Below are 26,135 nucleotides of genomic sequence, written 5' to 3' on the forward strand. Positions count from 1 at the left end.
CCTGTTCTGCATATATCGTGAAGAGAGGATTGATCTGGAGGCTTCCAGGTATTTTGGCACAATCCTTACGGATTGTCCGAGATGTCCGAGCCCAGTTCCAATGACGTCGTGAATGGCCTAGCCGGCCGGAAGCGAAAGAGGGACTGGAGGTAGGTAGGAAGCTTGTCGCTCTGGATCGTCGTTGTTCGGTGTCTTCGACACTGTCTGACGGACGATCGGATTACCGTTGCCTGACCGCGCGGTACCGGATTTAATCTCGAGAAGCTGGTCTTAAAGATCGGACACAAGCGAACTGCTCGGCGTAGTTCCAATAAAGTGATCCGATCGAACACGTCGATGGCATCATGAGATGACGCGGTTGTAAAAGGTAACCGCGTTGCTTTCGCATTCCTCTGGGAATGCTGAGCTAACTGATGAGCATTGGCAATGAGAACGATTAAGTGTCGTAAGGGCATTTGGTGGATGCCTTGGCATGCACAGGCGATGAAGGACGTGATACGCTGCGAAAAGCCGTGGGGAGCTGCGAATAAGCTTTGATCCATGGATATCCGAATGGGGAAACCCACCTTAGATACCTAGAAAATCTGTTCTGTTGAAACCAAGCGTTTGGATGGCTGTTGGATTGTGTGGGACTTCCCATACAGGCCAGAGGCCGTCGCCAATCGTTTGGCGCGCCGTCCGCAGGCCCTTTGGGCCGTGAGGACAAAAAGACACCCGGTTTGTCCGGGTGAGGCGGTGCAACGGAAACAGGTTTCTAGGTATTGTTAAAAGGTATCTACACCTGAATACATAGGGTGTAAGAAGCGAACTCGGGGAACTGAAACATCTAAGTACCCGAAGGAAAGGACATCAACCGAGACTCCGCAAGTAGTGGCGAGCGAACGCGGACCAGGCCAGTGGCAATGAGGAATAAAGCCGAACGACTTGGAAAGGTCGGCCGTAGCGGGTGATAGCCCCGTAGGCGTAGAACACTCATTGTCCTAGAGTAGGGCGGGGCACGTGAAACCCTGTCTGAACGTGGGTAGACCACTATCCAAGCCTAAGTACTCGTGCATGACCGATAGCGAACAAGTACCGTGAGGGAAAGGTGAAAAGCACCCCGACAAGGGGAGTGAAATAGAACCTGAAACCGGATGCCTACAAACAGTCGGAGCCCGAGAGGGTGACGGCGTACCTTTTGTATAATGGGTCAACGACTTAGTGTAACAAGCAAGCTTAAGCCGGTAGGTGTAGGCGAAGCGAAAGCGAGTCTGAATAGGGCGATTTAGTTTGTTGCATTAGACCCGAAACCGAGTGATCTAGCCATGAGCAGGTTGAAGGTTGGGTAACACCAACTGGAGGACCGAACCCGCATCTGTTGCAATAGATTGGGATGACTTGTGGTTAGGGGTGAAAGGCCAATCAAACTCGGAAATAGCTGGTTCTCCGCGAAATCTATTTAGGTAGAGCGTCTGACGAATACCCCGGGGGGTAGAGCACTGGATGGGCTATGGGGACTCACCGTCTTACTGATCCTAACCAAACTCCGAATACCCGGGAGTACTATCAGGCAGACACACGGCGGGTGCTAACGTCCGTCGTGAAAAGGGCAACAACCCTAACCTCCAGCTAAGGTCCCCAAGTCATGGCTAAGTGGGAAAGGATGTGAGGATCCCAAAACAACCAGGATGTTGGCTTAGAAGCAGCCATCATTTAAAGAAAGCGTAACAGCTCACTGGTCTAAATAAGGGTCTTTGCGCCGAAAATGTAACGGGGCTGAAGCCATGCACCGAAGCTGAGGATGTGCAGTAATGCACGTGGTAGCGGAGCGTTCCGTAAGCCTGTGAAGGGACAGTCGTGAGACATCCTGGAGGTATCGGAAGTGCGAATGTTGACATGAGTAACGATAAAGAGGGTGAGAGACCCTCTCGCCGAAAGACCAAGGGTTCCTGCTTAAAGTTAATCTGAGCAGGGTTAGCCGGCCCCTAAGGCGAGGCGGAAACGCGTAGTCGATGGGAACCACGTTAATATTCGTGGGCCTGGTGGTAGTGACGGATTGCGTAACTTGTATTCACTTATTGGATTGTGGGTGCAGGGAAGCGGTTCCAGGAAATAGCTCCATCATTATAGACCGTACCCGAAACCGACACAGGTGGTCAGGTAGAGTATACCAAGGCGCTTGAGAGAACTATGTTGAAGGAACTCGGCAAATTGCACGCGTAACTTCGGAAGAAGCGTGACCCCATTGTACGCAAGTGTGATGGGGTGGCACAGACCAGGGGGTAGCGACTGTTTATCAAAAACACAGGGCTCTGCGAAGTCGCAAGACGACGTATAGGGTCTGACGCCTGCCCGGTGCTGGAAGGTTAAAGGGAGAGGTGCAAGCTTTGAACTGAAGCCCCAGTAAACGGCGGCCGTAACTATAACGGTCCTAAGGTAGCGAAATTCCTTGTCGGGTAAGTTCCGACCTGCACGAATGGCGTAACGACTTCCCCGCTGTCTCCAACATAGACTCAGTGAAATTGAATTCCCCGTGAAGATGCGGGGTTCCTGCGGTCAGACGGAAAGACCCCGTGCACCTTTACTATAGCTTTACACTGGCATTCGTGTCGGCATGTGTAGGATAGGTGGTAGGCTTTGAAGCGGGGACGCCAGTTTCCGTGGAGCCATCCTTGAAATACCACCCTTATCGTCATGGATGTCTAACCGCGGTCCGTCATCCGGATCCGGGACAGTGTATGGTGGGTAGTTTGACTGGGGCGGTCGCCTCCGAAAGAGTAACGGAGGCGCGCGATGGTGGGCTCAGACCGGTCGGAAATCGGTCGTCGAGTGCAATGGCATAAGCCCGCCTGACTGCGAGACTGACAAGTCGAGCAGAGACGAAAGTCGGTCATAGTGATCCGGTGGTCCCGCGTGGAAGGGCCATCGCTCAACGGATAAAAGGTACGCCGGGGATAACAGGCTGATGACCCCCAAGAGTCCATATCGACGGGGTTGTTTGGCACCTCGATGTCGGCTCATCGCATCCTGGGGCTGGAGCAGGTCCCAAGGGTTTGGCTGTTCGCCAATTAAAGCGGTACGTGAGCTGGGTTCAGAACGTCGTGAGACAGTTCGGTCCCTATCTGCCGTGGGTGTAGGAATATTGACAGGATCTGTCCCTAGTACGAGAGGACCGGGATGGACATATCTCTGGTGGACCTGTTGTCGTGCCAACGGCATAGCAGGGTAGCTACATATGGAATGGATAACCGCTGAAGGCATCTAAGCGGGAAACCAACCTGAAAACGAGTATTCCCTATCAGAGCCGTGGAAGACGACCACGTTGATAGGACGGGTGTGGAAGCGCAGCAATGTGTGAAGCTTACCGTTACTAATAGCTCGATCGGCTTAATTGTTCTCATTGATAATGCTCATCTCAAGGCAAGCGCGAAGCGCTTGGCCTGACAGAGCGAAGGCGAAGCCTTTGCGATACGGGCCCGGCGAACACGCAGTGTTCGGCCGGTTGTCGCCTGAGACGTGTTCAAGACAAAACGAGGCCTGACAGGCCTCACCAGCTTCTCAATTGTTGCGCTTCGCTGACCTGGTGGTTATGGCGGGGCGGCTGCACCCGTTCCCATTCCGAACACGGCCGTGAAACGCCCCTGCGCCTATGGTACTTCGTCTTAAGACGCGGGAGAGTCGGTCGCTGCCAGGTCTGCCAAACGCAACAACAAATCTTCTCATCACATGACGGCCAAGGCCGAAACAAAAGGGCCGCCCAAAGCGGTCCTTTCTGCTTTAAGGCCCATATACAGAATGAAACTTCGACGCACCTGATCTATAATGGTGCGTCTCTCACAGGAACAAAACCCAACAGGGTTTTGCTCCGGTAGAAGGCATAACCGCTTCGCGGTTACGCCGCCGCGCCAAAGCCGTAGGCTTTGCGCAACACCGGCTAAGCCGCAAAGCGGCTTACCTGGGCGGTATTTTGCCTTTCGGCAAAAACCTGGTAACGCGGGGTGGAGCAGCCCGGTAGCTCGTCAGGCTCATAACCTGAAGGCCGCAGGTTCAAATCCTGCCCCCGCAACCAATCTTCCAAAGACTGAAACCACATAAGACAAGACAAACAAAGCCCGCATAACGCCGGCTGTTGGCGTTCGCGAAAGGCCGCGGGGTTCAAATTCCGCACTCGCAACCAAATCCCCATGCAGACACAGCGACAACGCACAATGGTCCGCGACGGCTGCGATTTTGTGTGTAAGGATGGAAGAAGAATTTACCGCGTCGAACGCCAAGGGCAACGACGAGGCCGAGGAGATCAGGCGGCTGAAGAAGGAACTGGCTCGCGTCACCGAGGAGCGAGACATCCTAAATTGAAGCCGGATAAGCAATCGATCCAGTGAATCGATTGCCAGGCGGAACGCGGCCGCGTATTTCGCCAGAGATGCAAAGTGAAGTACGCGTTCATTGCCCTGCATCGCTTGCAGTTTTCGGTGCGGACGATGTGCCGCCTTCCGCGCGTTCATCCCTGCGGATTTTACGCTTGGTTGAAGAACCCGCTGAGCAGGCGAGCCAACCAGGACAAGCGACAGACCGATCTGCTCCTGAAGGCGCGGGAAGAGAGCGGCAAGGTCTACGGTTATCGCAAGCTGCACGACGGCCTTCTCGACCAGGGCGAGATGTGCTGCCCGAACCGGATTGCGCGTCTGACCCGTCTTGCTGGGATCAAGGCACAGATCGGTTATAAGCGCCGCCCCGGCATCGATGGTGGCAGACCGTCTGTCGTCGTCGATAATACGCCCGACCGGCAATCCGACGTGACAGCTCCAGACACGACCTGGGTGACGGACATCACCTACATCCGAACCTGCGAGGGCTTCGCCTATCTCGCCGTCGTCATCGACCTCTACGCGCGTCGCGTGATCGGTTGGGCACTGCAGAGCCGCCAAACCACGGACGTCGTGTTGCAGGCCCTGCTCATGGTTGTTTGGCGACGCAAGCCGAATGACAAGGTGCTGATCCACTCGGATCAGGGCTCACAGTTCACCAGCATGGACTGGGCCTTGTTCCTGAAGCACCACAATCTGGTTCATTCGATGAGCCGACGCGGCAACTACCATGACAATGCGGTGGCCGAGAGCATCTTCAATCTTCTGAAGCGAGAGCGGATACGTCGCGGGGTCTACCGTTCACGCGATGATGCTCGCCAGGACGTGTTCGACTACATAGAAATATTCTACAACCCGAAACGCAAACACGCCAGGAACGGGACGCTGTCGCCCGTCGAGTTCGAGAAGCAGCAGAAAATCTAACCCGAAGGTGTCTACGAAACTCGGGGCTATTCAGTTCGGCGCCGTTCGGTGGCCACGATTTCAAATTTAGGCAATGGGGGAGGCAAAGCTTTTTGCACCGCCTCGGTTGGTGAAATGGAGCCCGGTGTGAACATTTTACAGACGTTTTCCGTTCGCCTTGTCGAAAAGATGCGCCCGGGTCGCATCAACCGCTATGCCGATATCGTCACCGAAGCGGATGTCGAGGCGTTCGCGGAACAGGCAGGAAATCTCTTCGCCGCCGCTGATGATGCGGGCGAAGATTTCCGAGCCGGTACCTTCAACGATCTCGACGCGGCCTGAAATGCCGCCGGCCTCGGCGCGAATATGTTCCGGTCGAATGCCGTAGACCAGTTTTCGGCCGCCGAGTTTTGTCGTGTCCGCGCCCGCCGGCAGTGGCAGGACGAGGCCCTTGTCGCTTCGAAAAACACCTTCCTCGATCTGTCCATCGATAAAGTTCATCGCCGGCGAGCCGATGAAACCGGCGACGAACAGGTTGGCGGGACGATCGTAGAGGTCGAGCGGCGCACCAACCTGTTCGATATGACCATCGTGCAGGACGACGATCTTGTCGGCCATGGTCATGGCTTCGATCTGGTCGTGGGTGACGTATATGATCGTCGTGCCGATGCGCTGGTGCAGCGCCTTGATCTCGGCGCGCATCTGCACGCGCAATTTGGCGTCGAGGTTGGAGAGCGGTTCGTCGAACAGAAACACCTGCGGATCACGCACCAGCGCCCGGCCCATGGCGACACGCTGGCGCTGGCCACCGGAAAGTTGGCGCGGGTAGCGGTCGAGCAGTTTTTCGAGGCCCAAGATGGCGGCAGCGCTTTCCACCTTGCGCCGTGTCTCGGTGGCGTCCGCCTTTTTCAGCTTCAGCGCGAAGGCCATGTTGTCGGCCACGGTCATGTGCGGATAGAGCGCGTAGTTCTGAAAAACCATGGCGATGTCGCGGTCACGCGCCGGCAGATGCGAGACCTCGCGCGGGCCGATGCGGATGGCGCCGCCGGACACTTCCTCCAGTCCGGCCACCATGCGCAGCAGCGTGGATTTTCCGCAGCCGGACGGGCCGACGAGGACGACGAATTCGCCGTCTGCAATATCGACGCTGAGATCACGAATGACTTCGACGGCGCCAAAGCGCTTGGCGATATTCTGGATGTTGACTGTAGCCATGGGTGAAAATCCTCCCGATTTCCAAATAAGTTTCAGCCGCCCTTGACCGCGCCGGCGGTCAGGCCCGCGACGATCTGTTTCTGGGCGAACATGGTCAGCACCAGAACCGGCAGGGTGACGATCAGGGCTGCGGCCGCCAGCGGCCCCCAGCTGACCTGCTCGAAGGACAGCATGTTGTAGACGGCGACGGGCAGCGTACGGGTCTCGCGGCTGGCAAGCACGATGCCGAAGACAAAATTGTTCCACGAGAAGATCACCGCCAGAATGAAGGCGACGACGATGCCGGGTTTGGCGATCGGCAGCGCCACGAGGCGAAACACTTGCCACGAGGTGGCGCCGTCGATGCTGGCGGCTTCTTCCAGTTCCTTCGGCGTCGTCTCGAAATAACCGATCATGATCCACACGACGATCGGCACGGTGACGACGAGATGGATGATGATCTGCGGCAGAAGCGTGCCGAGCAGGTTCATCCATTGGAACAGCAGGAACAGCGGGATCAGGAAGGAAAGACCGGGCGTCATGCGGGCGATCATGATGACCATGGTGGCACGTTCCGCCTTCAGCCGTGCGATGCCGTAACCGGCGGGCACGCCGATCACGAGGGCAAGCAGGGTGGCCGCACCGGTGACGAGGACCGAATTCCAGAAATAGAGAAGAAAATTGTTCTCCTCAAAGACCTTTGCGTAATTCGACCATGCCACGCGTTCGGGGATGAGGATCGGCGGATAGGCGCCGTTGTCGATCTCGAATTTCAGGGACAACGAGATCATCCAGATGAAGAACAGGATGACCGGCGAGATCATGATGAAGGCTGCGAAGAACAGGCCGATCCGGTTGAGCATACGATGGGTCATCAGCGACCCTCCATGTTGGCCCAGTTGGTGCGGGCGCGAACCATCATCAGCACGAAGGACAGCGCCACGATAACGACGAAGAAAACGACGGCCATGGCCGATCCGTAACCGATGTCGTAATAGGCAAAGGCGGTGTTGTAGAGGTAGATATTGATGGTTTCCGACGCCGTGCCGGGGCCGCCCTGCGTCATCGCGTAGATGATATCGAAGCTTTTGACGGCATCGATGGAGCGGATGATGACGGCGATCATCAGAAAGGGCGCGATCATCGGCAGCGTTAGGTACCGAAACTTCTGCCAGGCATTGGCGCCGTCGATTTCCGCACTTTCATAAGGCTCGCGCGGGACGGCTGCGAGACCACCGAGCACGATCAGCATGATCAGCGGTGTCCATTGCCAGGTTTCGACCAGAACCAGCGACGGGATGACCGTCGACTGATTATAGATCCATTCCTGCGCACCGATGCCGACCAGCGACAGAAGATAGTTGAGCACGCCGAGTTGCGGGTGGAACATCATGGTCCAGACCAAAGCGATGGCGACCGGGGTCGCCATCATCGGCATGACGAACACGCCGCGCAAAAAACCGCGGAGCGGAAACTGGCCGTCGAAGACGAGAGCGGCGAGTGTTCCGAGAAACAGCGGCGCCACCACCGAAAGCACGGTGTAGAGCGCCGTGTGCCACATGCTTTCCCAGAATCGCATGTCGCCGGCGAGCCGGATATAGTTGTCCAGCCCGATGAATGTCTGCTCCTGTCCCAATGTCCAGGAGTTGACGCTCATCCAGAGGGTGAACACCCAGGGGAAAACGATGACTGCCCCGATGACCACGAGGGCCGGGACGACGAAGGGCCAGTAATTGGGGGAAAGCCTTTGCGGCTTGCCCCCTTTTGCTGTCACGGCGTCTGCCGCGGTCGTATCGACGGTCACGGAAGCCATTATCCCTCGCTGCGTGCCAGAACCGGTGCGAACTGCTCGCCCGCTTTCTTGAGCTCGGCAGCCGGGTCCGCGCCGCCGATCATGTTGGTGAGCGCCACGCCATAGATGTCGCGGAACTCGGTGACCGGGATGATGACCGGCAGCGCCAGCTGCGAGACCTTGCCGGAGGCAACAACCGCATCCACCCATTCGCGCGGCATGGTGACGCCTTCGCGCACCTTGGCATCTTCGAGGATCGACTGGCGATACGGCACGCCGGCGCCGGCCTGCAGCAGATGCGCCCCCATCTCATGGGAGATCGCCCATTGGCAGAACAGGTAGGCGGCTTCCTTCTTGGTGCTGGCTGCGGTGACGCCCAAACCATCGCCGAACGTGCCGGCGGCCTGTGAGGCCGGGCCCTTCGGGATGACGCTGTAACCGGTCTTGCCGACAACGCGGGATTTTTCCGGATTTTCGATCGGTGGGGCAAAACCGACACCATCGAACCACATGCCGACCTTGCCCTGCAGGAAGGCGGATTGCGCCTCCGCCCAGTTGAAACCGGAGACGCCGACCGGGGCGGCCTTGGTCATCAGCGTCTGATACATTTTTGCGGCTTCGACGGCTTCCTTGCTATCGCTGGTCACCTTGCCGTCGGTGATCGGGGTGGCGCCATACCCCAGCATCAGCGAGGTCCAGACCGGCGTATTGGCATTTTTTAGCCCACGCGCGACGAAACCGAACGTGTTGGTGGATTTGTCGGTGAGAGCTTCGGCCGTAGAGACCATTTCCTCGAAACTCTGCGGGTATTTGAGGCCCTTGGCGTCGAACAGTTCCTTGTTCCAGTAGACGATCCAGTAATCGACGGAGAAGGGCAGGGAGCGCAGGGTGCCGTCGGCATTCTTGGCGAATTTCAGGCCGGCCTCGGCGAAATCGCCTTCTACCATGGATGGATCGGTGAGGCTCGGATCCTTGAAGAACCCGGAAAGATCGGCGAGCCACTTGCCCTTTTCATACTGGCGTTTCTGCACGTGGTAACTGAGGTGCACGACGTCGAAGCTGGGGCGGCCGGACGACAGTTCGATCGTCGTCTTCTGGCGCTGCTGCTGTTCAGGCGTGGCTTCGGCATTGACCTTGATGCCGGTCAGCGCCTCGAAATCCTTCATGTATTTCAGAAGAATTTCGCTGCGCGGGCTTTTGACGAGGTTTACTTCCAGCGTGGTGCCGGCAAACTTTTTCCAGTCGACTGCTGCCGATGCCGGGCGGGCGCCGACAAGGCCTGCGGCGCCGAGTGCGGCGGAGCCTGCCAGAAAACTGCGGCGGGTCGGGGTCCAGAATGATGATGTCATGATGTCCTCCTCCAAAGGTTTACCGGGATCTCCTCATCCCGGCTCATGAACGTTGAAATTCTGCTTTGCTAAATCTTGAGGGCGCGGTCCCTCGCATTTCCGATATGCTTGACGAGTGCTGCAACCGCATCTTCAGCCGAGCGACGCTCAATGGCTTCCAGCACGGTCATATGTTCGCCCATGACCGAGGCGACGCGGCCGTTGATGCGAAAACGCTCCTGGTTGATCAACCGCATCTTGATCGAATTGACGCGGTAGACATTCGAGATGATGCGGTTGCCAAGGGCATCGATAAAAGCGTCATGCATGCCCCAGTCGACTGCCTGAGCTTCCGCCTCCAGTTCCGGCGTCTCGTAGCCGGCGGCGACGGCTGCGGCAAGCTCGCGGTGTTTGGCGATCATCCTGCCGATCAGATCGTCGGATGCCGAATGCACGAACAGGGCAACGGCTTCCTTTTCCAGAAACAGGCGCAGCTGAAATGCTTCCCGGATCAGGTGCAGATCGATATGGGCGATCTGCAATCCGCGCTGCGGCACCGTCTTGATCAGTCCCTCGGCCTCCAACCTTGGGATCAGTTCACGGATGGCGCCGAGTGGAAGTCCGGTCAGTTCCACAAGGCGACGCTGCGACACGAACTGGCCGGGCCGGACATCACGCGCCAGCAGGTGCCGGGTAAAGCTTTCATAAGCTTTTTCCCGAAGCGTGGGTTCTTCCACCTGCTGGTCGTCATGCTGCATGGCCATCGTTGTTCCGGTCCTCCTTCTGTTCTCTCAGGCCGCCTTGCTGCGGAAAAGTCCGTCGAAAACGATACCGAGCTGATTTTGTACGTCCGTCGATATAGAAAGCAGCGGCGCACGCACCGCAAGCCACTTCTGGTCGCCAAGTTCGCGCGCCAGCATCGCCTTGACGGCGGGCGTGACCGGATGTTTCAGAAGCTCGATCACAAATTCCACGATACGTGCGTCGTCGCGACCGTCATTGGCCATGGCGCCGACTTCCTTCGGGGCAAAGTTGGCGACGCCGGAAATGGCGCCCTGACCACCCATGCGCACACCCTGCGCCAGATGCCGTTCGTCGCCGATCAGGATGATCAGATCCGAATGATCCTTCAACAGCACCTGCGTGTGATCCCAGTCGCCGGATGAATCCTTGACGCCGGTGACGATACCCGGAAACGCTTCGCGCAGGCGAGAGACGAGGGGGACGCTGAGCGTCACCATGGTGACCGAGGGGATGTTGTAGACGAGGATGTCGCGGGCCCTGTTTCCAAGCAGCGAGAAGACGCGCGAGAACCAGCGAAACAGGCCGTCGTCACTGACGTTTTTGAAATAGGACGGCGGGGCGAGAAGGATGTTGCGCGCGCCGCGATCAAGTGCGTGGCCGGCCTGTGCAGCTGCGTCTTCGGCCGAGTCTGCCAGTACGCCGACGACGATCTGCTGGGGTGACACGCCGGCATCGAGGATGGCGGACAGGACACGTTCGCGTTCTTCCATACCGATCGATGATCCTTCGCCTGTCGTGCCGAACAGAGTGCAGCTGTTGCAGCCGGCGGCAAGGCTGCGTTTCACCTGTGCGATCATCATGTCGAGCAGAATGTCGCCGTTTTCATCAAAAGGGGTCGTCAATGCGACGGATAAACCGAAGCGTTCCATAAGTGTCTCCTCCACTGATTTCCTAGTGTTAGGCGACTGACATGTTAGTTGTCAAATGGTGATTCGAGTTGTCAGAACAATCACGAGGCCATCGGGACATAATATCGGCCGTCGCCGAGCTTGAACTCGCCCTTGAAATCGGCGCACCACAGGTCGTTGGGACCGACGGCCGTCGACAGCGCCGTGCCCACGGCCTTGTTCACCCGGTCCTCTTGCGGGCCTGGCTCACAAGGCCGTACCGGTCGGCGCAGCAGAAGCGCGACGATAGCCGTCGCCAGAGGACGTCGGTCCATAGCGTGCGAAGGGCACGCTTGCGGGCATCAATTTCATTCGAGGCAATTAGCCGAGGCGCCGCGTTCGCGGTGTCTTGGTGGCAATCAGCGCTTTGCTCTCACATCGCAGCGCTGGCTATTCCGGGCTCGCGCGCGCCCTGTCGAGCACGTTGCTCTCGGCGTCTTCGCAGCCGGACTGTTCGACAACAAAACTCCACTTCAAGAAACGAGCGATTGCGCGATTGACATTTGTCGAAATGTCGCTGACACTTGTAAAAATCGCTCCAATGGAGAGGGCGCGATGATCCATCGTTCCATCTGACCGGTGGACGGTGTTGGGAGGAGTTAAGGTGGAATATCTTCTTGATGTCGAAGGGCTGAAAAAGTCCTTCAATGGTGTTGCGGCTCTGCGCGATGGCCGGTTTCAGCTTAAGGCTGGGTCCGTGCATGCGCTATGCGGTGGCAATGGCGCCGGAAAATCCACCTTCCTCAAGATCCTGATGGGTATTCACAAGCGCGATGCCGGGTCTATTCGGCGACGAGGTGTGGACGTTGAGTTTTCCGGTCCCGCGGCGGCCCTGGCATCGGGCATCGCCATTATCGAGCAGGAGCTCAGCCCCGTGCCGCACATGACGGTCGCGGAAAACATCTATCTCGGGCGGGAACCCTCGGGTCGTTTTGGTGGCGTCGATTTCAAGACAATGAACCAGAATGCTCAGCGGCTACTGGAACAGCTCGAGTTCAATATCCGCCCAACGCAGTTCATGATGAATCTGTCGGTTGCGCAGATCCAGCTGGTCGAGATCGCCAAGGCGCTGAGCCATGATGCCGAAGTGATCTTCATGGACGAGCCGACATCGGCGATCGGCGAGAAAGAAGCGCAGCAGCTTTTCAAGACCATCGAGCGATTGAAAGCTGCCGGAAAGGGTGTCGTTTACGTCTCCCACCGTCTGTCCGAGATTTTCCAGATCGCTGATGCCTACACCGTGTTCCGTGATGGTTTGTATATCGGTGCGGGCGACCTTGCAAACATCGATCGCCCCGAATTGATCCGCATGATCGTCGGCCGTGAACTCGGCGAGGAATATGTCAAGACCAACACACCGACCGACGTCACCGGGCTTGAGGTCACGGGGTTGAGCGCAAGCGGCAAGGTTGAGGATGTATCCTTCTCCGTCAGGAAAGGCGAGATTTTCGGCATTTACGGGCTTATGGGGTCCGGCCGCTCGGAGATATTCAATTGCCTGTTCGGTCTCGACCGGAAGGACAAGGGCGAGATCAAGCTTGATGGCAAGGCAATCACCGTCAGCAAGCCGGTCGACGCGATGGCGCACGGGCTTGCCTTTGTCACCGAGGATCGCAAGCTGACGGGCCTCAATCTCGTCGACAGCGTCAGGGGCAACATCGCGCTCGCCAGCCTGCCGGAATTCAGCCCCGGCTTCGTCATGCGTCGCGGCCAGGAGCAGGCTGCCAGCCAAAAGATGATCGAACGGTTTGGTATCAAGACCGCGCGCGACACCATGGCGGTCTCGGGGCTATCAGGCGGCAATCAGCAGAAGGTCGTTCTCGGCAAGTGGTTCCTGCGCAACCCGAAGGTGCTGCTTCTGGACGAGCCGACGCGCGGCGTCGATGTCGGCGCCAAGCGCGAGATCTATCGCATCATCTGCGAATTCGCGGCCACGGGAGGCACGGTGGTGATGATTTCATCGGAGATAGACGAGGTGCTCGGCATGTCCGACCGCATTCTTGTCATGCGCAATGGTCGCTCGGCGGGCGTCTACCCGCGGTCGGAGACCGACGCGCAGGCGCTGGTGCATCTGTCGACGTAATCGGCGCATCGCGAATTTCTCAATACGGATCGGCATGGGAAGAGGTCAGAAACAGTGTCCCTTACAGATAACAAACCAACGACGGGCTGGTTCAACTCGGATCGCCGCAGGCTGCTCATTCAGGAATACGGCATCTTTCTCGCCTTCCTGCTTCTGTCTGTGATCCTGTCGCTGTCCAACGAGTACTTCCTCACGGCCGGCAATATCTCGAACGTGCTTCTGCAGACGTCGATCAACGGTGTTCTCGCGATCGGCATGACTTTTGTTATCCTGACGCGCGGCATCGATCTGTCGGTTGGGTCGGTCGTGGCGCTCGCGGGCATCGTCAGCGCCAGCTTCGTCACGACGTCGGCGACGGCAGGCATCGCTGGCGCGCCGTATCCGGCGGTCGTTGCTTTGCTGGTCGGTATCGGCGTCGGTTTGGCGTGTGGCGCCATCGTCGGCTTCATTGTTTCCCGCTTCGCCGTGCCCGCCTTCGTTGCCACGCTCGGCATGCTGTCGGCGGCACGCGGCATGACTCTGATCTACGGTGGTGGCAAGCCTGTTCCGGCGCTGATCCCGGAGTTCCGCTGGATCGGAACCGGAAACATCCTCGGCGTTCCCATGCCGGTGGTGATCCTTGCCGTCGTCTTCATCGTCTCCTGGTGGGTCCTGACGCGCACCCGTTTCGGCCGCTACATCTATGCCGTCGGCGGCAACCCGCATGCGGCGATCACCTCGGGCATCAACGTTACCCGCATCCGCTTCGCCGTTTATGGCATCTCAGGCTCGCTTGCAGGTCTCGCCGGCATGATGCTCTCGGCCCGCACGGGATCGGCACTGCCGCAGGCCGGCATTGCCTACGAGCTTGATGCCATCGCAGCGGTCGTCATCGGCGGCACCAGCCTCTCGGGTGGTGTCGGTCGCGTGACTGGAACGCTAATCGGCGCGCTCATCATTGGCGTCATGAACAACGGTCTCGATCTGATGGGTATCCAATCCTACTACCAGCAGGTGCTCAAGGGCGCGCTCATCGTCGGCGCCGTCATGCTGGACCAGAAGCGAAATCAAGGTCTCTGACCTGATAATTCGGATCGCATCCGCGATCCGTTGGCAAACCGCGCGTCATAACGGCGACCGGACATCTCTATGGAGGAGAAACAGATGAAGAAGTTGATGCTCGCACTTATCGCCAGTGCGGCGATCCTTGCTGCGCCGGCCATGGCGCAGGAAAAGAAGCTGAAGATCGGCGCCACGACCTATGGTTTGAATGCCGAGTTCATGCAGATCTGGTCGGCCGCGCTGAAGCAGCACCCTGCCGTCAAGAGCGGTCAGGTGGAGCTAACGGTGTTTGACGGTCGTTATGATGCGCTGGTCCAGCAGGAGCAGTTCAACACCATGATCACCCAGAAGTTCGACGCTATCATCTTCGTGCCGATGGACGTCGAAGCCGGTGCCGCCGCCGTGCAGGCCGCCGCTGATGCCGGCATCCCGGTTGTCGGCTCCAATGCTCGCGTGAATTCTGATCTCTTGACCTCCTATGTCGGCTCCAATGACGTCGAAGCCGGCGAGCTGGAAGCCAAGGCAGTTCTCGACAAGATGGGTTGCAAGGGCAACCTCGTCATCCTCGAAGGTCCGATCGGCCAGTCCGGCCAGATTCAACGCCTGGAAGGCAACGAGAAGGCACTAAAGGCGTGCCCTGATGTCAAGGTCTTGGCAAAGCAGACGGCCAACTGGTCGCGTGCCGAAGCCCAGACGTTGATGGAAAATTGGCTTACGTCCTACCCAGGCCAGATCAACGGCGTTATCGGCCAGAACGATGAAATGGCGCTCGGCGCGATTGAGGCGATCAAGGCTGCGAAGCTCAAGGTCGAGGACTTCGCGATTGCCGGGGTCGATGGCGTCACAGACGCAATCAACGCCGTCAAGCGTGGCGAGATGGCATCGATTCTGCAGGATGCCAACGCGCAAGCGCAGGGCGCGCTCGATGTCGCCATCAAGGCGGCGACCAAGGACGCCAAGCCGCAGTCGGCGATCTGGACCCAGTATCCGGAAATGAAGTGGGAAGACGGCGCATCCAAGGACTATCTGGTTCCTTGGACCCCGGTCACAAAGGACAATGCCGACAAATTGCTCGAATCCCGCAAGTAACGAACGCAAAGCCAGGGCGGTGTCACGCCGCCCTGGCATCCACATCGCAAGGGCTTGAAGAGATGACAGAAGCTGCTCCCCAGATTGACCTCAATTTCCCCCTGACGGGCAAGATCGCCGTCGTGACTGGCGCCGCGTCCGGGATCGGCTCGGCGATTTCCGACGCGCTGACCGCCAAAGGCGCCACGGTGGCCGTGCTCGATATCAATGCCGATATCGCCGCTGCCAAGGCGGCCGCGCTCGGTGGTGGTGCGAAATCCTTCGTCTGTGACGTCTCCCAGCCGGACTCGGTCAATCGCGCCATATCGGATGTCGTCGCCGCGTTCGGACGCATCGACATTGCCGTCAATAGCGCCGGCGTCGTCTTCCTGGCGCCAGCCGAAGATCTGTCGCTCGACTACTGGGACAAGACGATCAACATCAATCTCAAGGGCAGCTTTCTCGTCACCCAGGCTGTCGGCCGCGCCATGATCGCTGCAGGAAACGGCGGTAAAATCATCAACCTCGCGTCGCAGGCGGGCACCGTCGCGATCGAGGAGCACGTCGCCTACTGCGCCTCGAAGTTCGGCGTCATCGGCATGTCGAAGACCTTCGCCGCCGAATGGGGCAAATACGGCATCACAGTCAATACCATTTCGCCGACCGTGGTCCTGACCGAGCTCGGCAAGAAGGCCTGGGCTGGCGAAAAGGGAGAGGCCGCCAAGAAGCGCATTCCCACCGGCCGCTTCGCCTATCCCGAAGAGATCGCTGCCGCCGCCGTCTTCCTGGTTTCGGACGGCGCGAACATGATCAATGGCGCCGATCTTCTGATCGATGGCGGCTACACAATTCTCTGAGCCGACGCGCCAGGACATTTCAAGGAGACTTCATGCAACGGTTCGTCAACAATCCCGATCTCGTCGTCGAGGATACAGTCAAGGGCTTCATCAAGGCCCATTCCGATATCGTGCGGCTTGCCGAAAATCCGCGCGTGGTTGTCGCCAAGAATGCACCGGTGAGCGGCAAGGTCGGCGTCATTACTGGCGGCGGCTCCGGCCACGAGCCGGGCTTCATGGGCTACACCGGCAAGAACATGCTTGATGCCGTTGCCATCGGCGAATTGTTTTCCTCCCCGACCGCCAAGAGCTTTCACGATGCCATCCGCGAGGCCAATGGCGGAGCTGGTGTCGTCTGCCTCTACGGCAATTATGCCGGCGACAACATGAACGTGAAGATGGCGACGAAGCTCGCCGCCAAGGACGGTATCGAGGTCGCGACCGTCGTTGCCAATGACGACGTCTGCTCGGCGTCGCCGTCGGAGCGCGAAAAGCGCCGCGGTGTTGCTGGCGAGATCTTCATGTGGAAGATCGGCAGCGCCAAGGCGACGCAAGGCGGCAGTCTCGAAGAGGTTCGCGCGGCTGCGCAGAAGGCGATCGACAACTGCCGCTCAATCGGCGTTGGCCTCGGCCCGTGCACGTTGCCGGCCGTCGGCCATCCGAATTTCCAGATCGAGCCGGGCACGATGGAAGTCGGCATCGGCCACCACGGCGAACCCGGCGTGCGTGTCGAGCCACTGAAGCCGGCCGCTGAAGTCGCCAAGGATATGTGCAGGATCGTTCTTGATGATCACAATCTTCCCGCTGGCACGGAGGTTGCGGTCCTTGTTTCGGGCTTGGGCGCCACACCGCTCAACGAACTTTATATCCTGAACGATACCATCGAGAGCGAGATCACCGGCCGCGGGCTCGTCGTCTACAAAACATATGTCGGCAACTATTTCACGTCGCTTGAAATGGTCGGCGCGACGTTGACGGTTTTTGCGCTCGATGCCGAGACCAAGCCGCTTCTCGACCTCGAAACGTCCTGCACAATGTTGCTCTGAGGAACGCTGACATGCAAACTTTCAAGAACGCCTCGGCGGGTGCGATCGTCCTTTCGCTGGCGGAACGCATCATCGAAAATCGCGCCTATCTCAGCGAGATCGACGGCAAGATCGGCGATGGCGACCACGGCGTCAACATGGCCAAGGGCTTTGGCATGGCGGCGGAACGTCTGAAGGGGCAGGATGCCTCGCTCAGTGGTGCCTTTGAAACGCTCGGCACGCTGCTGATGACGGAGATCGGCGGCTCGATGGGGCCACTTTATGGGGTCATGTTCACGGAATTCGGTGAGACGCTCGAAGGCAAGGAAGACGTCGGTGCGAGGCTCTTCAGTCAGATGCTCCACGCAGGTCTTGATGGTATCCAGTCGATCGGGTCTGCCAAAGTCGGCGACAAGACGCTGATCGACGCCTTCGTCCCGGCTGTGAATGCCTTCGATGAGGCGACGGCGTCTGGAAAGTCATTCGCGGATGCGCTCGCGGCCCTGGCCGAGGCCGCTGAGAAGGGACGCGATTCGACGATCGACCTCGTCGCGAAAATTGGCCGCGCCAGCCGTCTCGGCGAGCGGTCGCTCGGCATTCTCGACGCCGGCGCCACCTCCTGCGCTCTCATTCTGAAGGAGATTTCCGTGGGCGTCTCTTCTCGCCTGGAAAACGCTTGATCTTGCAGTCTGTCTCCCAAGACAGCGCGGCCCGTCCTTTGGCGGCGGGTCGCGTGCCGCGCGGTTGCAAACGGCCCGCATTGGCGGCATCTTCCCGGCAATTGTAAGCGGGAGTTTATTCCAGAGTGGCAACGGTTAAGACACAGCAGGCGAGAAAAGCCGGCGCAGGAAAGAGCGATCTCGCACAGGCACCCGATGCGATGCCGCTGCGCTATGGCGACGACCCCTATGTCTGGGCGTGCTGGCTCTATTACGAGGACGGACTGACGCAGGGCGAAATCGCCGACGTCATGGGCATATCGCGCGCAACCGTCAACAGCTATCTCGCTGACGCGCGGGATCGCGGCATCGTTAATATCGCGATCGAGCCGGCCAGGCTTGCATCGCTCACCGTTGCACAAGCGCTCAAAAGGCATTTTGGCCTTGCTGACTGTCTTGTTGTTCCGAGCGAGGATACCGCCCGGCCGTTGATAGACAGGATCGGCGCCGCAGGCGGTCAGGCGTTGCACCGGCTGTTCAAGTCGGGCGATACGATCGCCGTGTCGTGGGGGCGTACGGTACTCGCGATTAGCGAGCATGCGGAGGTTCCAGGATTGCAGGACGTGACGGTCGTGCAGGCGACCGGCGGCACGCGCGCGAGCTTCGCGTATACTCCCGAGCTCTGTGCGGCGGCGCTCGCCAACGCCGTAAACGGCAAGCTGATCAATATTTCCGCGCCCGCGATTGTCTCCGCTCCCGCCGTGCGCGATGCTTTTCTGCACGAGCCCCTGATCGAAGGCCAGTTCGCGGCACTTGCCGGAGCCAACAAGGCGCTCTTCGGCATTTCGTCGCTGCGTCCCAATTCCACCATTCACACCAGCGGCTTTTTCGAGTCCGTTCCGCTGCAGGATTATCTTGCCAAGGGCGCCGTCGGCGTGGTGGCCGGTCGTTTCATCGATGTGCACGGACGCGCGGTGGCAGGGCCGCTCGACGATCGAACGATCGGCATCTCTCTTGATATGCTCAAGAACATCGACTTGCGTATCGCTGCCGCAGGCGGCTTCGACAAGGTGCCGGCTATCCTCGCGGCTTTGCGCGGAGGCTATGTCAACGTACTGATTACTGATGCCGCGACCGGCCGTGGCATTCTCAACGCCGATGGCGTGACCGATATCGATCAGCGGTCATCGCAGCGTCTGCGGCCCGAAAGTCAAGCGCCGTTGCCATCCGCGACGCGAATGCGCGTGAAGAAGTTTCTGAACGATCCGGACAAGATCGTCGAGGAGATGCTGGATGGCGTCGTGCGTGCGCATCGCAAATATCTGTCGCCGATCGACAAATCCAATCGTGCCCTGATCGCGCGGAACGGGCCAAGATCAGGAAAGGTCGGTCTGGTCATCGGCGGTGGATCCGGGCACGAGCCGGGCTTTCTGGGCTATGTCGGCAAGGGGCTTGCCGATGCCGTTGCGGTCGGAAACATCTTCTCGTCGCCTCCTCCGATCCCCATCCTCCATTGCGCCAAGGCGGCATCGGGTGGCGAGGGCGTTCTTTTCGTTTACGGCAACTACGCCGGCGACGTGATGAACTTCGAGATGGCTGCGGAGATGGCCGAGACGGCGGGTATTCCAATCCGAACGGTTCTGACCACCGACGACATCACCTCTTCGCCGATCGAAGACCGCGATGGTCGTCGCGGCGTGGCAGGCAATTTCTTCACGTTCAAGATCGCCGGTGCGGCCTGTGATCGCGGTCTGTCGCTCGATCTTTGCGAGGCCGTGACCCGCAAGGCGAACATGCGGACTTTTACGGTTGGTGTGGCGCTCGAGGCGTGTTCGATGCCGCAGACCCAGCGTCCCAACTTTGAGATCGGAGCGAAGGATATCGAGTTCGGCATGGGTATCCATGGTGAGCCGGGCGTCATTCGCGAGAAGATGATCAGCGCTGACGAGATCGTCGACAAGGTGATGGATCGGATTTTCGCCGAGATGAAAGCGGTCGAAGGCAGCCGTGTCGCCGTCCTTGTCAATTCGTTCGGGGCAACGCCGATGATGGAGCTCTATGTCTTGTTCCGTCGCGTAGAGCAGCGCTTGAGCGCCAAGGGCATTGCCATCGAGGCAAACTGGATCGGTCATTATTGTACGTCGCTCGACATGGTCGGGGCGTCGATCTCCATCATGGAGCTTGATGAGGAACTGACGGGACTGCTGCATCATCCATGTGACACCGCAGTCTTGAAGATAACGTAAGAAGCAGAATGCGCCCGACTCACCGCCGGGAGCGTTCTGACGATGGGAGGGGAAACGATGGCAGAGAACGATGCGCGCAAACTGAACCGGATGTTCAACCGGATATCCAGCCTGATTGCCACGGAGAAGGATTACCTGACCGAGCTTGACGGTGCGATTGGCGACGCCGACCACGGCATTACCATGCTGCTCGGCTTTGGCGCCGTTTCCAGTGAACTGGCGCGATCCGATCTTGACGACATGCCGCCATCGGCCGTGATGACAATCGCCGCCTCTGTATTCCTCAATGCAGTTGGGGCCTCGACTGGCCCCTTGTACGCCACAGCCTTTCTGCACGCTGCAAAGGCGTTGGAGTTGCGCCAGTCTCTGGATGCCGCTGGCCAGGTTGCGGTGTTGCAGGCGATAGCACTCGGAATTCAAGAGCGAGGCAAGGGCCAACGTGGCGACAAGACCATGCTCGACACCTGGATCCCGGCGGCAGAAGCGGGCGGTGCTGCACTAGAGCGTGCGAGCGGGCCTGCTGAACTGTGGCGCGATGTCGTAACAGCAGGCGAGGGAGGGGCGATGGCCACGCGGTCGATGGTCGCGGTGCGCGGCCGCGCCGCCAGATTGGGCGAGAGGTCACTCGGCCACGTCGACCCAGGAGCAGCGTCCGCGGTTCTTATTTTAAAGGCGATGACGGAAGTTTTCACGGATTGAGCTTTGTCGGATGACAGCTTGAAAGGGTGCCGCCCGGTCTTGGGCCGCACACCTCGAATGCGTGTCCCTTGAAGTCGGTTCCGAAACCCTTGTTTCGGTGTACGCCCGCCGAGCGATCAATCAGTCGATCACTACATTCGAGCAGCATCGCAACGTGGCTCGCTGAAGCGGCCATTGGCCACTCAGTGCCCGGCCTGCGCGGGAAACTCAAGCTTTCTGACATCATAGCCGAGTTGGCTCGCCTTGCTTATCATCACCTTCAGTTTTGCCTTTGAAGGCACGGCGCGCGCGTAGATCCAAAGGTTTCGCATCTTGGGATCGGCACTTATGAACCATGCCTTATCGGGGGATTTGTAAAGGACCCAATAGTTGAATGTGATGAAGAAGGGATATCTGACGCGCATCTTGGCATTGCCGTGCCCGAGATCGAGGATCCGTCCATCACCCTTGACGGTCTTCAGCCGCCCGCCGGGAGTGCGGACGTGGCAACCGTCTTCCACCTGGACCTCGCCTTGCGTCCTTCCGGGCTTGTAGGTCGAATAGCCCGCAACGCAGCCATCGGTCAGCCACATGGGCCGGCGGCCGATCTCAAGCCATGTCCCACGATAGTGGTCCATGCCGACTGCAACCGGCCGCGGTTCGGCCTGCGCTGACAGCACTGGGCTCGATAATGACATCAGTGCGACTGCCGCAGCAAAACACCAGCTATGGATCTTCTGCATACTGCGCTCCCATTCGTTCTGGTTGTCGTCTGATCGAGTTGGCTTCATGTCCTTGGGACCCCTGCATGTCGAAGGGTGATGAACGCCAACAAGCTGGCGACGGCGAAGGCATTCAGGTTGAAGAGGGTGGCGAGCTCCGGCGCAGACCAGACATAAAGCGGCACGCCGATAAAATTCCGCGAGAACACGAAGACGGCAAAGACAAGCACGGCCATTCCACGTTGCCACCACTTTTCATGTGCCTGGAACGACAGCGCGACAAGCATGATACAGGCGGCGAAGTACAATTCCGTGCCTGATGTCGAGCCGAAGAGTTTCGTTTCTAACAAGGTGTCGAGCGTGCCTATCAGTGGCAGCGCGATCCGAGCTGTCAATGGCGATCGTCTGGCCAAAAACGGGATCGCCAGGAAGAGCGGCGCCGAGAGCAATGTGCCGAGTGACGCCACCACGCCATTGCCGACCAGATACCAGACATAGACAGGATAGAAGGGCTTGTTCAGCACGATGACCCACGCAATCGTAATGGTCGCCTGCGTCGTTGGGTCGAGCTGATTGCGGTTCTGGGACATCATCTGGTCGGCGCCAGCAGATAGTGGCCGACACCCCAGACCTTGCCGTTATCATGCCCGAACAGGCCTGCTGTCGACAGGAAAAACAGCCGCCAGCGGCGCTGCCAGAGGCGTGCGTCCTTGCCATATACCCTTGCAAGGATTGGCTGAATCGAGCCCCCGAGGTGCAGGCATTGATGGAACTGGCAAACAGAGGGGCGGATAGCCTGAAATTGAATGGTGCGGTCGTTGGCACTGGGATTTCCAGGCTATGTCGGGCTCGCCACGATCGAGCACGCGCAACCCACCGCCAAGAGGAGAAACGAGCATGATGAAGACGACACCAGCGGCCATCGCGTTCGGCCTCTGCGCCTTCACCACGGTCAATGCTGCCGATATCGACGGCCAATGGGCGCGCGGCGATGGCAATGCCAAGGTCAGGATCGCCCCCTGTGGATCGGACATCTGCGCCACAAACACCTGGATCAAACCGGGGACGCCCAAGGAAAAGGCGGGCGACAGGCTGGTGATGACCATCAATCCGGACGCCGATGGAGGCTACGCCGGAACAGCCTTCGATCCGCAACGCAATCTAACCTACAAGCTGACCGTGACAATCAATGGAGACAAGATGACCACGAAAGGGTGCGTCGTAGCCGGGCTGCTGTGCAAGGGCGTTGATTGGACTCGGATCAATTGAATGCGGAGGATATTGCGATGAAAGAGGTGACAGAAAAATCAAGCCGACGATTTACCGCGAAACTTAGCGCAATCATAGCTGGCGGCGTGCGCACCAGTTCAGTCCTCGCCGTAGTATCAGCGGCATGTGGGGATGATCGAACTCGCCGGCGACGTGGCCTAGGGCGGAATAGAAGACGCGGCCTGCGCCAAATCGGCGTTTGAAGACGACCGGCATGGTGACGTTGCTGGCCGCAGGGTCATGTTTGCCGGTGAAGGTGGTGGTCGCGAGGATTTCGATCGAGGGATCGTAGTGCAGGTAATACTGCTCGGACCGATAGTCGAAATCCGGAATTCCCTGCATCACAGGGTCTTCCCGGCAGGTAACCGCGACGCGAAAATCGATGATGTTGCCGGGATGGGCGACCCAGGTCACGCCGGAGACATAGCGGAACGGCGCGCTTTCCTTGAATGAGGTCGCGAGTGAGCCATGATGTCCACCAAGCCCAAGCCCTCCGCGTACGGCTTCCACGAGGGCGTCGGCATGGGCCTTTTCGAGGCTTTCACCCGTGATTACGGGCACGAGAAGATCCGCATGAGCGAGCCTCGGTGAACCGAATATGCCGAGATCGTTGGTGACCTCAGTCTGAAAGCCGTCTTCGCCGAGCAGGCTGGCTACGATGCGAGCGCATTGCTCCGGCTCATGACCCTTCCAGCCGCCCCAAACGATGATCGCCTTGCGCATGATCTGTCCTTATCCTTGATACGTTGAACCGCCGGGGCCATGGTGCGCCGGCGGTTCAATACCATGTAACGACCTCAGCTACGGATCGTGGCCTTCCCTTCCTCGACCAACCGCGCCGCCGCTTCGGCAGGCGTGGTGCGCTCGAACGCCAGCTCGTCGGCGATCGGGCGCAGGACGCGCTGGTCGAACTCGGTCGATCCCAGAGGTGCGGGTGCCGGGTAGTCGCCCACCTGATCCTTGAGCAGGTTCACGTATTTCACGGTATCCTGCTCCGTTGGGTTCAGGTTCGGCAAAATCGCCTCGCGGACTGCCGGCGAAAGCGGCACGCCGCGCTCGACACCGAGAATCTTGCCGGCCTCCGGGTCATTGACGAAGAAGCTGATGAACTGCGCCGCGGCTTCGCCGTTCTTCGTGGTCGCGCCGACGCTCCAGATGAGAGCCGGGCGATAGTAGTGGCCGGACGGTCCGCCCTTCTTCTCGCGGGGCAGCATCGTGATGGCCAGCTTGTTCTTCGAGAGGAGCTGGTAGCCTACGAGCTGATTGGAATAGGCCATGCCCATCGCCGACTTGCCGAGCGCGAGGCAATTGGTGTCGATCGTGTTCTGGTCCAGCGTCTGCACGTCGGCGGCGACGGTTCCGCCCTTCTTCCGCAGGTCCTCCCAGAAGCTGTACCATTCCTTGGCGTCCTCGACGTCGAAGCCAAGCGCCGCATCCTTGTAGAGGCTCTTTCCGCGCTGGCGCAGCCAGGCGTCGAACACATAGGTGTAGCGCGCGCCGTAGGGGCCGCCCGCGTAATTGTTCTTGCCGACCGCCTTTGTGAGTTCGACCGCCAGCTTGGCGTACTCGTCCCAGGTGAGATCTGGCGTGGGCAACGGAATTCCTGCTGTCTCGAATGCCGTCTGATCGAAAAAGAGCGCGAAGGAATTGAGGCCAAGACCTACGCCGTAGAGCTTTTCGTCCACGGTCGTCAGTTTCAGTATGTCCTTGCCGAAGGCATCAACCTTCAACGTCAAGGGTACGAATTCATCGAGCGGCAGGCAGGCGCCGCGCTTCGAGTAGTCGGAGATCGTTCCTGGCTCGAGCTGAAACACATCCGCGATCGAGCGGCCGGCCATCTGTGTCGCGAGCTTGGTCCAGTACCCGTCCCCGCTAAGAGATTCGCCGATGATGGACACATCAGGCGTCTTGCCCTGATAAAGCCTGGCGACATCGAGCGTGCGCTTTGCCCGATCGTTCGAGCCCCACCACATGGCGCGCAGCTGTGTGTCCGCCGCAAAGGCCGGAACGCCGGCGCCGAGTGCAAGGCCGCTCGCCACGCCGGCGGAGCCCATCAGAAATGAACGTCGATTGATCTGCATGCTGATTCCTCCGGTTGTCTGCCCGGCGTCCTCCAACGCCTTTTGGGCATGTTGCGGGAAGATTACGCAAAAACTTTCTATTTGCAATAAAATATCTTTTTGTTGCAAATTTGCATAATTTGCATAACTCTGCGTTTATGAACGAGATTAAGTCAAAGCGGCCGCGTCAGGCCGACATTGCCGCAGCCGCAGGCGTTTCCGTATCGACCGTGTCGCGTGTGCTGGCGAATGAGCCGGGCATCAGCGAAAGTGTTCGGCAGCATATACTGCGGGTCGCGGCCGAGCACGGCTACCAGACGAAGGGGATTTCCGAGCCGATGCCGGGCGGCCTCGCCTTGATTGCCAGCGACGGTGCGACCGGCGGGCTCAGTGTCTTTTACGAAGCGATCGTCGAAGGCTTGCGGGCGGGTGCGGCGGACGCGGGAATGTCCTTCGAAGTCAGGCTGGTCCGTGAGGATCGCGCGATGCCTGATGTCATTCGCGACCAAATGAAGGCCACCAACGCAGAAGGCTTGTTTCTTGTTGGCATCGACCCCAACACCGCGTTGCGACAGTGGATCGAGGCCGATAAAATCCCCGTCGTGCTCGTCAACGGCACCGATCCGCAACTTCACCTCGACGGTGTCTCTCCCGCCAACTTCTTCGGCGCCCTCCAGGCCGGCGAACGGTTACTTGCGGCTGGACATCGGAAGATCCTGCATTTCACCGGTTCCCATCGCCACACCATCCGCGAACGCGTGAGGGGCTTCGACGCGGCGATCGCATCCGTTGAGGCAGCCACCAGCCGGGTGGTTCCGATGAGTTTCCAAGGCAGCGCCAGCCGGGAAGCCCACGAATTGATGGGCGCCATCCTGGATGAGAACGAGGGCTTTACCGCCGCTTTCTGCATGAACGACTTCATAGCGGTCGGTGTTCTGGAAGCCGTCACCGAGGCGGGCCTTCGTGTGCCGGAAGACTTCGCGATCGTCGGCTTCGACGATCTGCCCTGCGCCTTGATGACCAATCCGCCGCTTTCCACCATGCGTGTTGATCGGGGCGCTCTCGGGCGCGAAGCCGTCGGCCTGATGATCGACAGGTTCCATGATCGGTCAGCGCCTGCCCGCCACGTATGTCATGCGGTCGTCCCCGTTGTGGGCGGCACCGTACCAATGCCAAAAACCGATGAGCGATAGA

20 protein-coding genes, 1 tRNA gene, 2 rRNA genes and 3 pseudogenes are annotated in these 26,135 nt (G+C 59.1%); 14 read left to right on the forward strand and 12 right to left on the reverse strand.

Going from position 1 to position 26,135, the window contains the following annotated elements; all coding sequences use genetic code 11:
* Window positions 1-434: 434 nt before the first annotated feature.
* The 4 genes and pseudogenes from P3R82_RS00845 to P3R82_RS00860 all read left to right on the forward strand — a co-directional run.
* Window positions 435-3,374 (forward strand): 23S ribosomal RNA (locus P3R82_RS00845).
* Between the two features lie 184 nt (window positions 3,375-3,558).
* Window positions 3,559-3,673, forward strand: a 5S ribosomal RNA gene (gene rrf / locus P3R82_RS00850).
* 298 nt (window positions 3,674-3,971) lie between these two features.
* Window positions 3,972-4,048: transfer RNA gene (locus P3R82_RS00855), tRNA-Met, on the forward strand.
* 224 nt (window positions 4,049-4,272) lie between these two features.
* Window positions 4,273-5,270: pseudogene (locus P3R82_RS00860) on the forward strand (IS3 family transposase); the annotation flags it as partial.
* Between the two features lie 135 nt (window positions 5,271-5,405).
* Here P3R82_RS00860 and ugpC read toward each other — a convergent pair.
* From ugpC to P3R82_RS00895, 7 genes and pseudogenes are all read right to left on the reverse strand, one after another.
* Window positions 5,406-6,464: a sn-glycerol-3-phosphate ABC transporter ATP-binding protein UgpC gene (ugpC, locus tag P3R82_RS00865; protein WP_283192625.1), complete on the reverse strand. Its 1,059-nt coding sequence runs from the start codon at window positions 6,462-6,464 to the stop codon at window positions 5,406-5,408.
* A 32-nt stretch (window positions 6,465-6,496) separates the two neighbouring features.
* Window positions 6,497-7,318 (reverse strand): carbohydrate ABC transporter permease, encoded by an 822-nt coding sequence (locus P3R82_RS00870; protein ID WP_283192626.1) that lies wholly within the window; start codon window positions 7,316-7,318, stop codon window positions 6,497-6,499.
* Window positions 7,318-8,256, reverse strand: a complete 939-nt coding sequence (locus P3R82_RS00875) for a sugar ABC transporter permease (protein WP_283192627.1) — start codon at window positions 8,254-8,256, stop codon at window positions 7,318-7,320. The genes P3R82_RS00870 and P3R82_RS00875 overlap by 1 nt, the downstream gene beginning before the upstream one ends.
* Window positions 8,256-9,584 (reverse strand): sugar ABC transporter substrate-binding protein, encoded by a 1,329-nt coding sequence (locus P3R82_RS00880; RefSeq protein ID WP_283192628.1) that lies wholly within the window; start codon window positions 9,582-9,584, stop codon window positions 8,256-8,258. The genes P3R82_RS00875 and P3R82_RS00880 overlap by 1 nt, the downstream gene beginning before the upstream one ends.
* Before the next feature lie 68 nt (window positions 9,585-9,652).
* On the reverse strand, window positions 9,653-10,327 hold the full coding sequence (locus P3R82_RS00885; protein WP_283192629.1) for a GntR family transcriptional regulator: 675 nt from the start codon (window positions 10,325-10,327) through the stop codon (window positions 9,653-9,655).
* A 27-nt stretch (window positions 10,328-10,354) separates the two neighbouring features.
* The gene (locus P3R82_RS00890; RefSeq protein WP_283192630.1) at window positions 10,355-11,236 is read right to left on the reverse strand and encodes a dihydrodipicolinate synthase family protein; all 882 of its coding nucleotides are present in this window, start codon (window positions 11,234-11,236) and stop codon (window positions 10,355-10,357) included.
* Between the two features lie 101 nt (window positions 11,237-11,337).
* Window positions 11,338-11,480, reverse strand: a pseudogene (locus P3R82_RS00895) (IS481 family transposase); the annotation flags it as partial.
* Window positions 11,481-11,858: 378 nt separating this feature from the next.
* Here P3R82_RS00895 and P3R82_RS00900 point away from each other — a divergent pair.
* From P3R82_RS00900 to dhaL (P3R82_RS00935), 8 genes are all read left to right on the forward strand, one after another.
* Window positions 11,859-13,337 carry a sugar ABC transporter ATP-binding protein gene (locus P3R82_RS00900; RefSeq protein WP_283192631.1) on the forward strand — a complete coding sequence of 493 codons (1,479 nt, stop codon included), beginning with the start codon at window positions 11,859-11,861 and terminating at the stop codon, window positions 13,335-13,337.
* A gap of 54 nt (window positions 13,338-13,391) precedes the next feature.
* Window positions 13,392-14,396 (forward strand): ABC transporter permease, encoded by a 1,005-nt coding sequence (locus P3R82_RS00905; protein WP_283192632.1) that lies wholly within the window; start codon window positions 13,392-13,394, stop codon window positions 14,394-14,396.
* Between the two features lie 84 nt (window positions 14,397-14,480).
* Window positions 14,481-15,467: a substrate-binding domain-containing protein gene (locus tag P3R82_RS00910; protein WP_183901616.1), complete on the forward strand. Its 987-nt coding sequence runs from the start codon at window positions 14,481-14,483 to the stop codon at window positions 15,465-15,467.
* 62 nt (window positions 15,468-15,529) lie between these two features.
* Window positions 15,530-16,303, forward strand: a complete 774-nt coding sequence (locus P3R82_RS00915) for an SDR family oxidoreductase (protein WP_283192633.1) — start codon at window positions 15,530-15,532, stop codon at window positions 16,301-16,303.
* A gap of 32 nt (window positions 16,304-16,335) precedes the next feature.
* Entirely contained in the window at window positions 16,336-17,328 is a 993-nt protein-coding gene (locus P3R82_RS00920) for a dihydroxyacetone kinase subunit DhaK (protein WP_283192634.1), read from the forward strand.
* Window positions 17,329-17,339: 11 nt separating this feature from the next.
* Window positions 17,340-17,987 carry a dihydroxyacetone kinase subunit DhaL gene (gene dhaL, locus P3R82_RS00925; RefSeq protein WP_283192635.1) on the forward strand — a complete coding sequence of 216 codons (648 nt, stop codon included), beginning with the start codon at window positions 17,340-17,342 and terminating at the stop codon, window positions 17,985-17,987.
* Between the two features lie 200 nt (window positions 17,988-18,187).
* Window positions 18,188-20,212 carry a bifunctional sugar-binding transcriptional regulator/dihydroxyacetone kinase subunit DhaK gene (locus P3R82_RS00930; protein WP_283193469.1) on the forward strand — a complete coding sequence of 675 codons (2,025 nt, stop codon included), beginning with the start codon at window positions 18,188-18,190 and terminating at the stop codon, window positions 20,210-20,212.
* Between the two features lie 57 nt (window positions 20,213-20,269).
* Window positions 20,270-20,911 (forward strand): dihydroxyacetone kinase subunit DhaL, encoded by a 642-nt coding sequence (gene dhaL / locus P3R82_RS00935; protein ID WP_183901621.1) that lies wholly within the window; start codon window positions 20,270-20,272, stop codon window positions 20,909-20,911.
* A 182-nt stretch (window positions 20,912-21,093) separates the two neighbouring features.
* Here the strand turns inward: dhaL (P3R82_RS00935) and P3R82_RS00940 are convergent, their stop codons facing one another.
* The 3 genes and pseudogenes from P3R82_RS00940 to P3R82_RS00950 form a co-directional block, all read right to left on the reverse strand.
* Complete coding sequence (locus tag P3R82_RS00940; RefSeq protein ID WP_283193470.1) at window positions 21,094-21,588, reverse strand: lipocalin family protein; 495 nt, start codon at window positions 21,586-21,588, stop codon at window positions 21,094-21,096.
* An 89-nt stretch (window positions 21,589-21,677) separates the two neighbouring features.
* On the reverse strand, window positions 21,678-22,202 hold the full coding sequence (locus P3R82_RS00945; protein ID WP_283192636.1) for a hypothetical protein: 525 nt from the start codon (window positions 22,200-22,202) through the stop codon (window positions 21,678-21,680).
* Window positions 22,202-22,354 (reverse strand): annotated as a pseudogene (locus tag P3R82_RS00950) (SAM-dependent methyltransferase); the annotation flags it as partial. The gene P3R82_RS00945 and the pseudogene P3R82_RS00950, both read right to left, overlap by 1 nt.
* Before the next feature lie 155 nt (window positions 22,355-22,509).
* On the opposite strand from P3R82_RS00950, the gene P3R82_RS00955 reads away from it, so the two are divergent.
* On the forward strand, window positions 22,510-22,881 hold the full coding sequence (locus P3R82_RS00955) for a DUF2147 domain-containing protein (protein WP_283192637.1): 372 nt from the start codon (window positions 22,510-22,512) through the stop codon (window positions 22,879-22,881).
* A 72-nt stretch (window positions 22,882-22,953) separates the two neighbouring features.
* Here P3R82_RS00955 and P3R82_RS00960 read toward each other — a convergent pair whose 3' ends face one another.
* Together P3R82_RS00960 and P3R82_RS00965 are read right to left on the reverse strand one after the other, a co-directional pair.
* Complete coding sequence (locus P3R82_RS00960) at window positions 22,954-23,604, reverse strand: ThuA domain-containing protein (RefSeq protein ID WP_283192638.1); 651 nt, start codon at window positions 23,602-23,604, stop codon at window positions 22,954-22,956.
* A gap of 74 nt (window positions 23,605-23,678) precedes the next feature.
* On the reverse strand, window positions 23,679-24,962 hold the full coding sequence (locus P3R82_RS00965; RefSeq protein ID WP_283192639.1) for an ABC transporter substrate-binding protein: 1,284 nt from the start codon (window positions 24,960-24,962) through the stop codon (window positions 23,679-23,681).
* 137 nt (window positions 24,963-25,099) lie between these two features.
* Here P3R82_RS00965 and P3R82_RS00970 point away from each other — a divergent pair, with 137 nt between their 5' ends.
* Window positions 25,100-26,134, forward strand: a complete 1,035-nt coding sequence (locus tag P3R82_RS00970) for a LacI family DNA-binding transcriptional regulator (RefSeq protein WP_283193471.1) — start codon at window positions 25,100-25,102, stop codon at window positions 26,132-26,134.
* The last annotated feature ends 1 nt before the right edge of the window (window position 26,135 follow it).

The organism is Rhizobium sp. AN80A, from assembly GCF_030053015.1.
GTDB lineage: Bacteria > Pseudomonadota > Alphaproteobacteria > Rhizobiales > Rhizobiaceae > Rhizobium > Rhizobium metallidurans.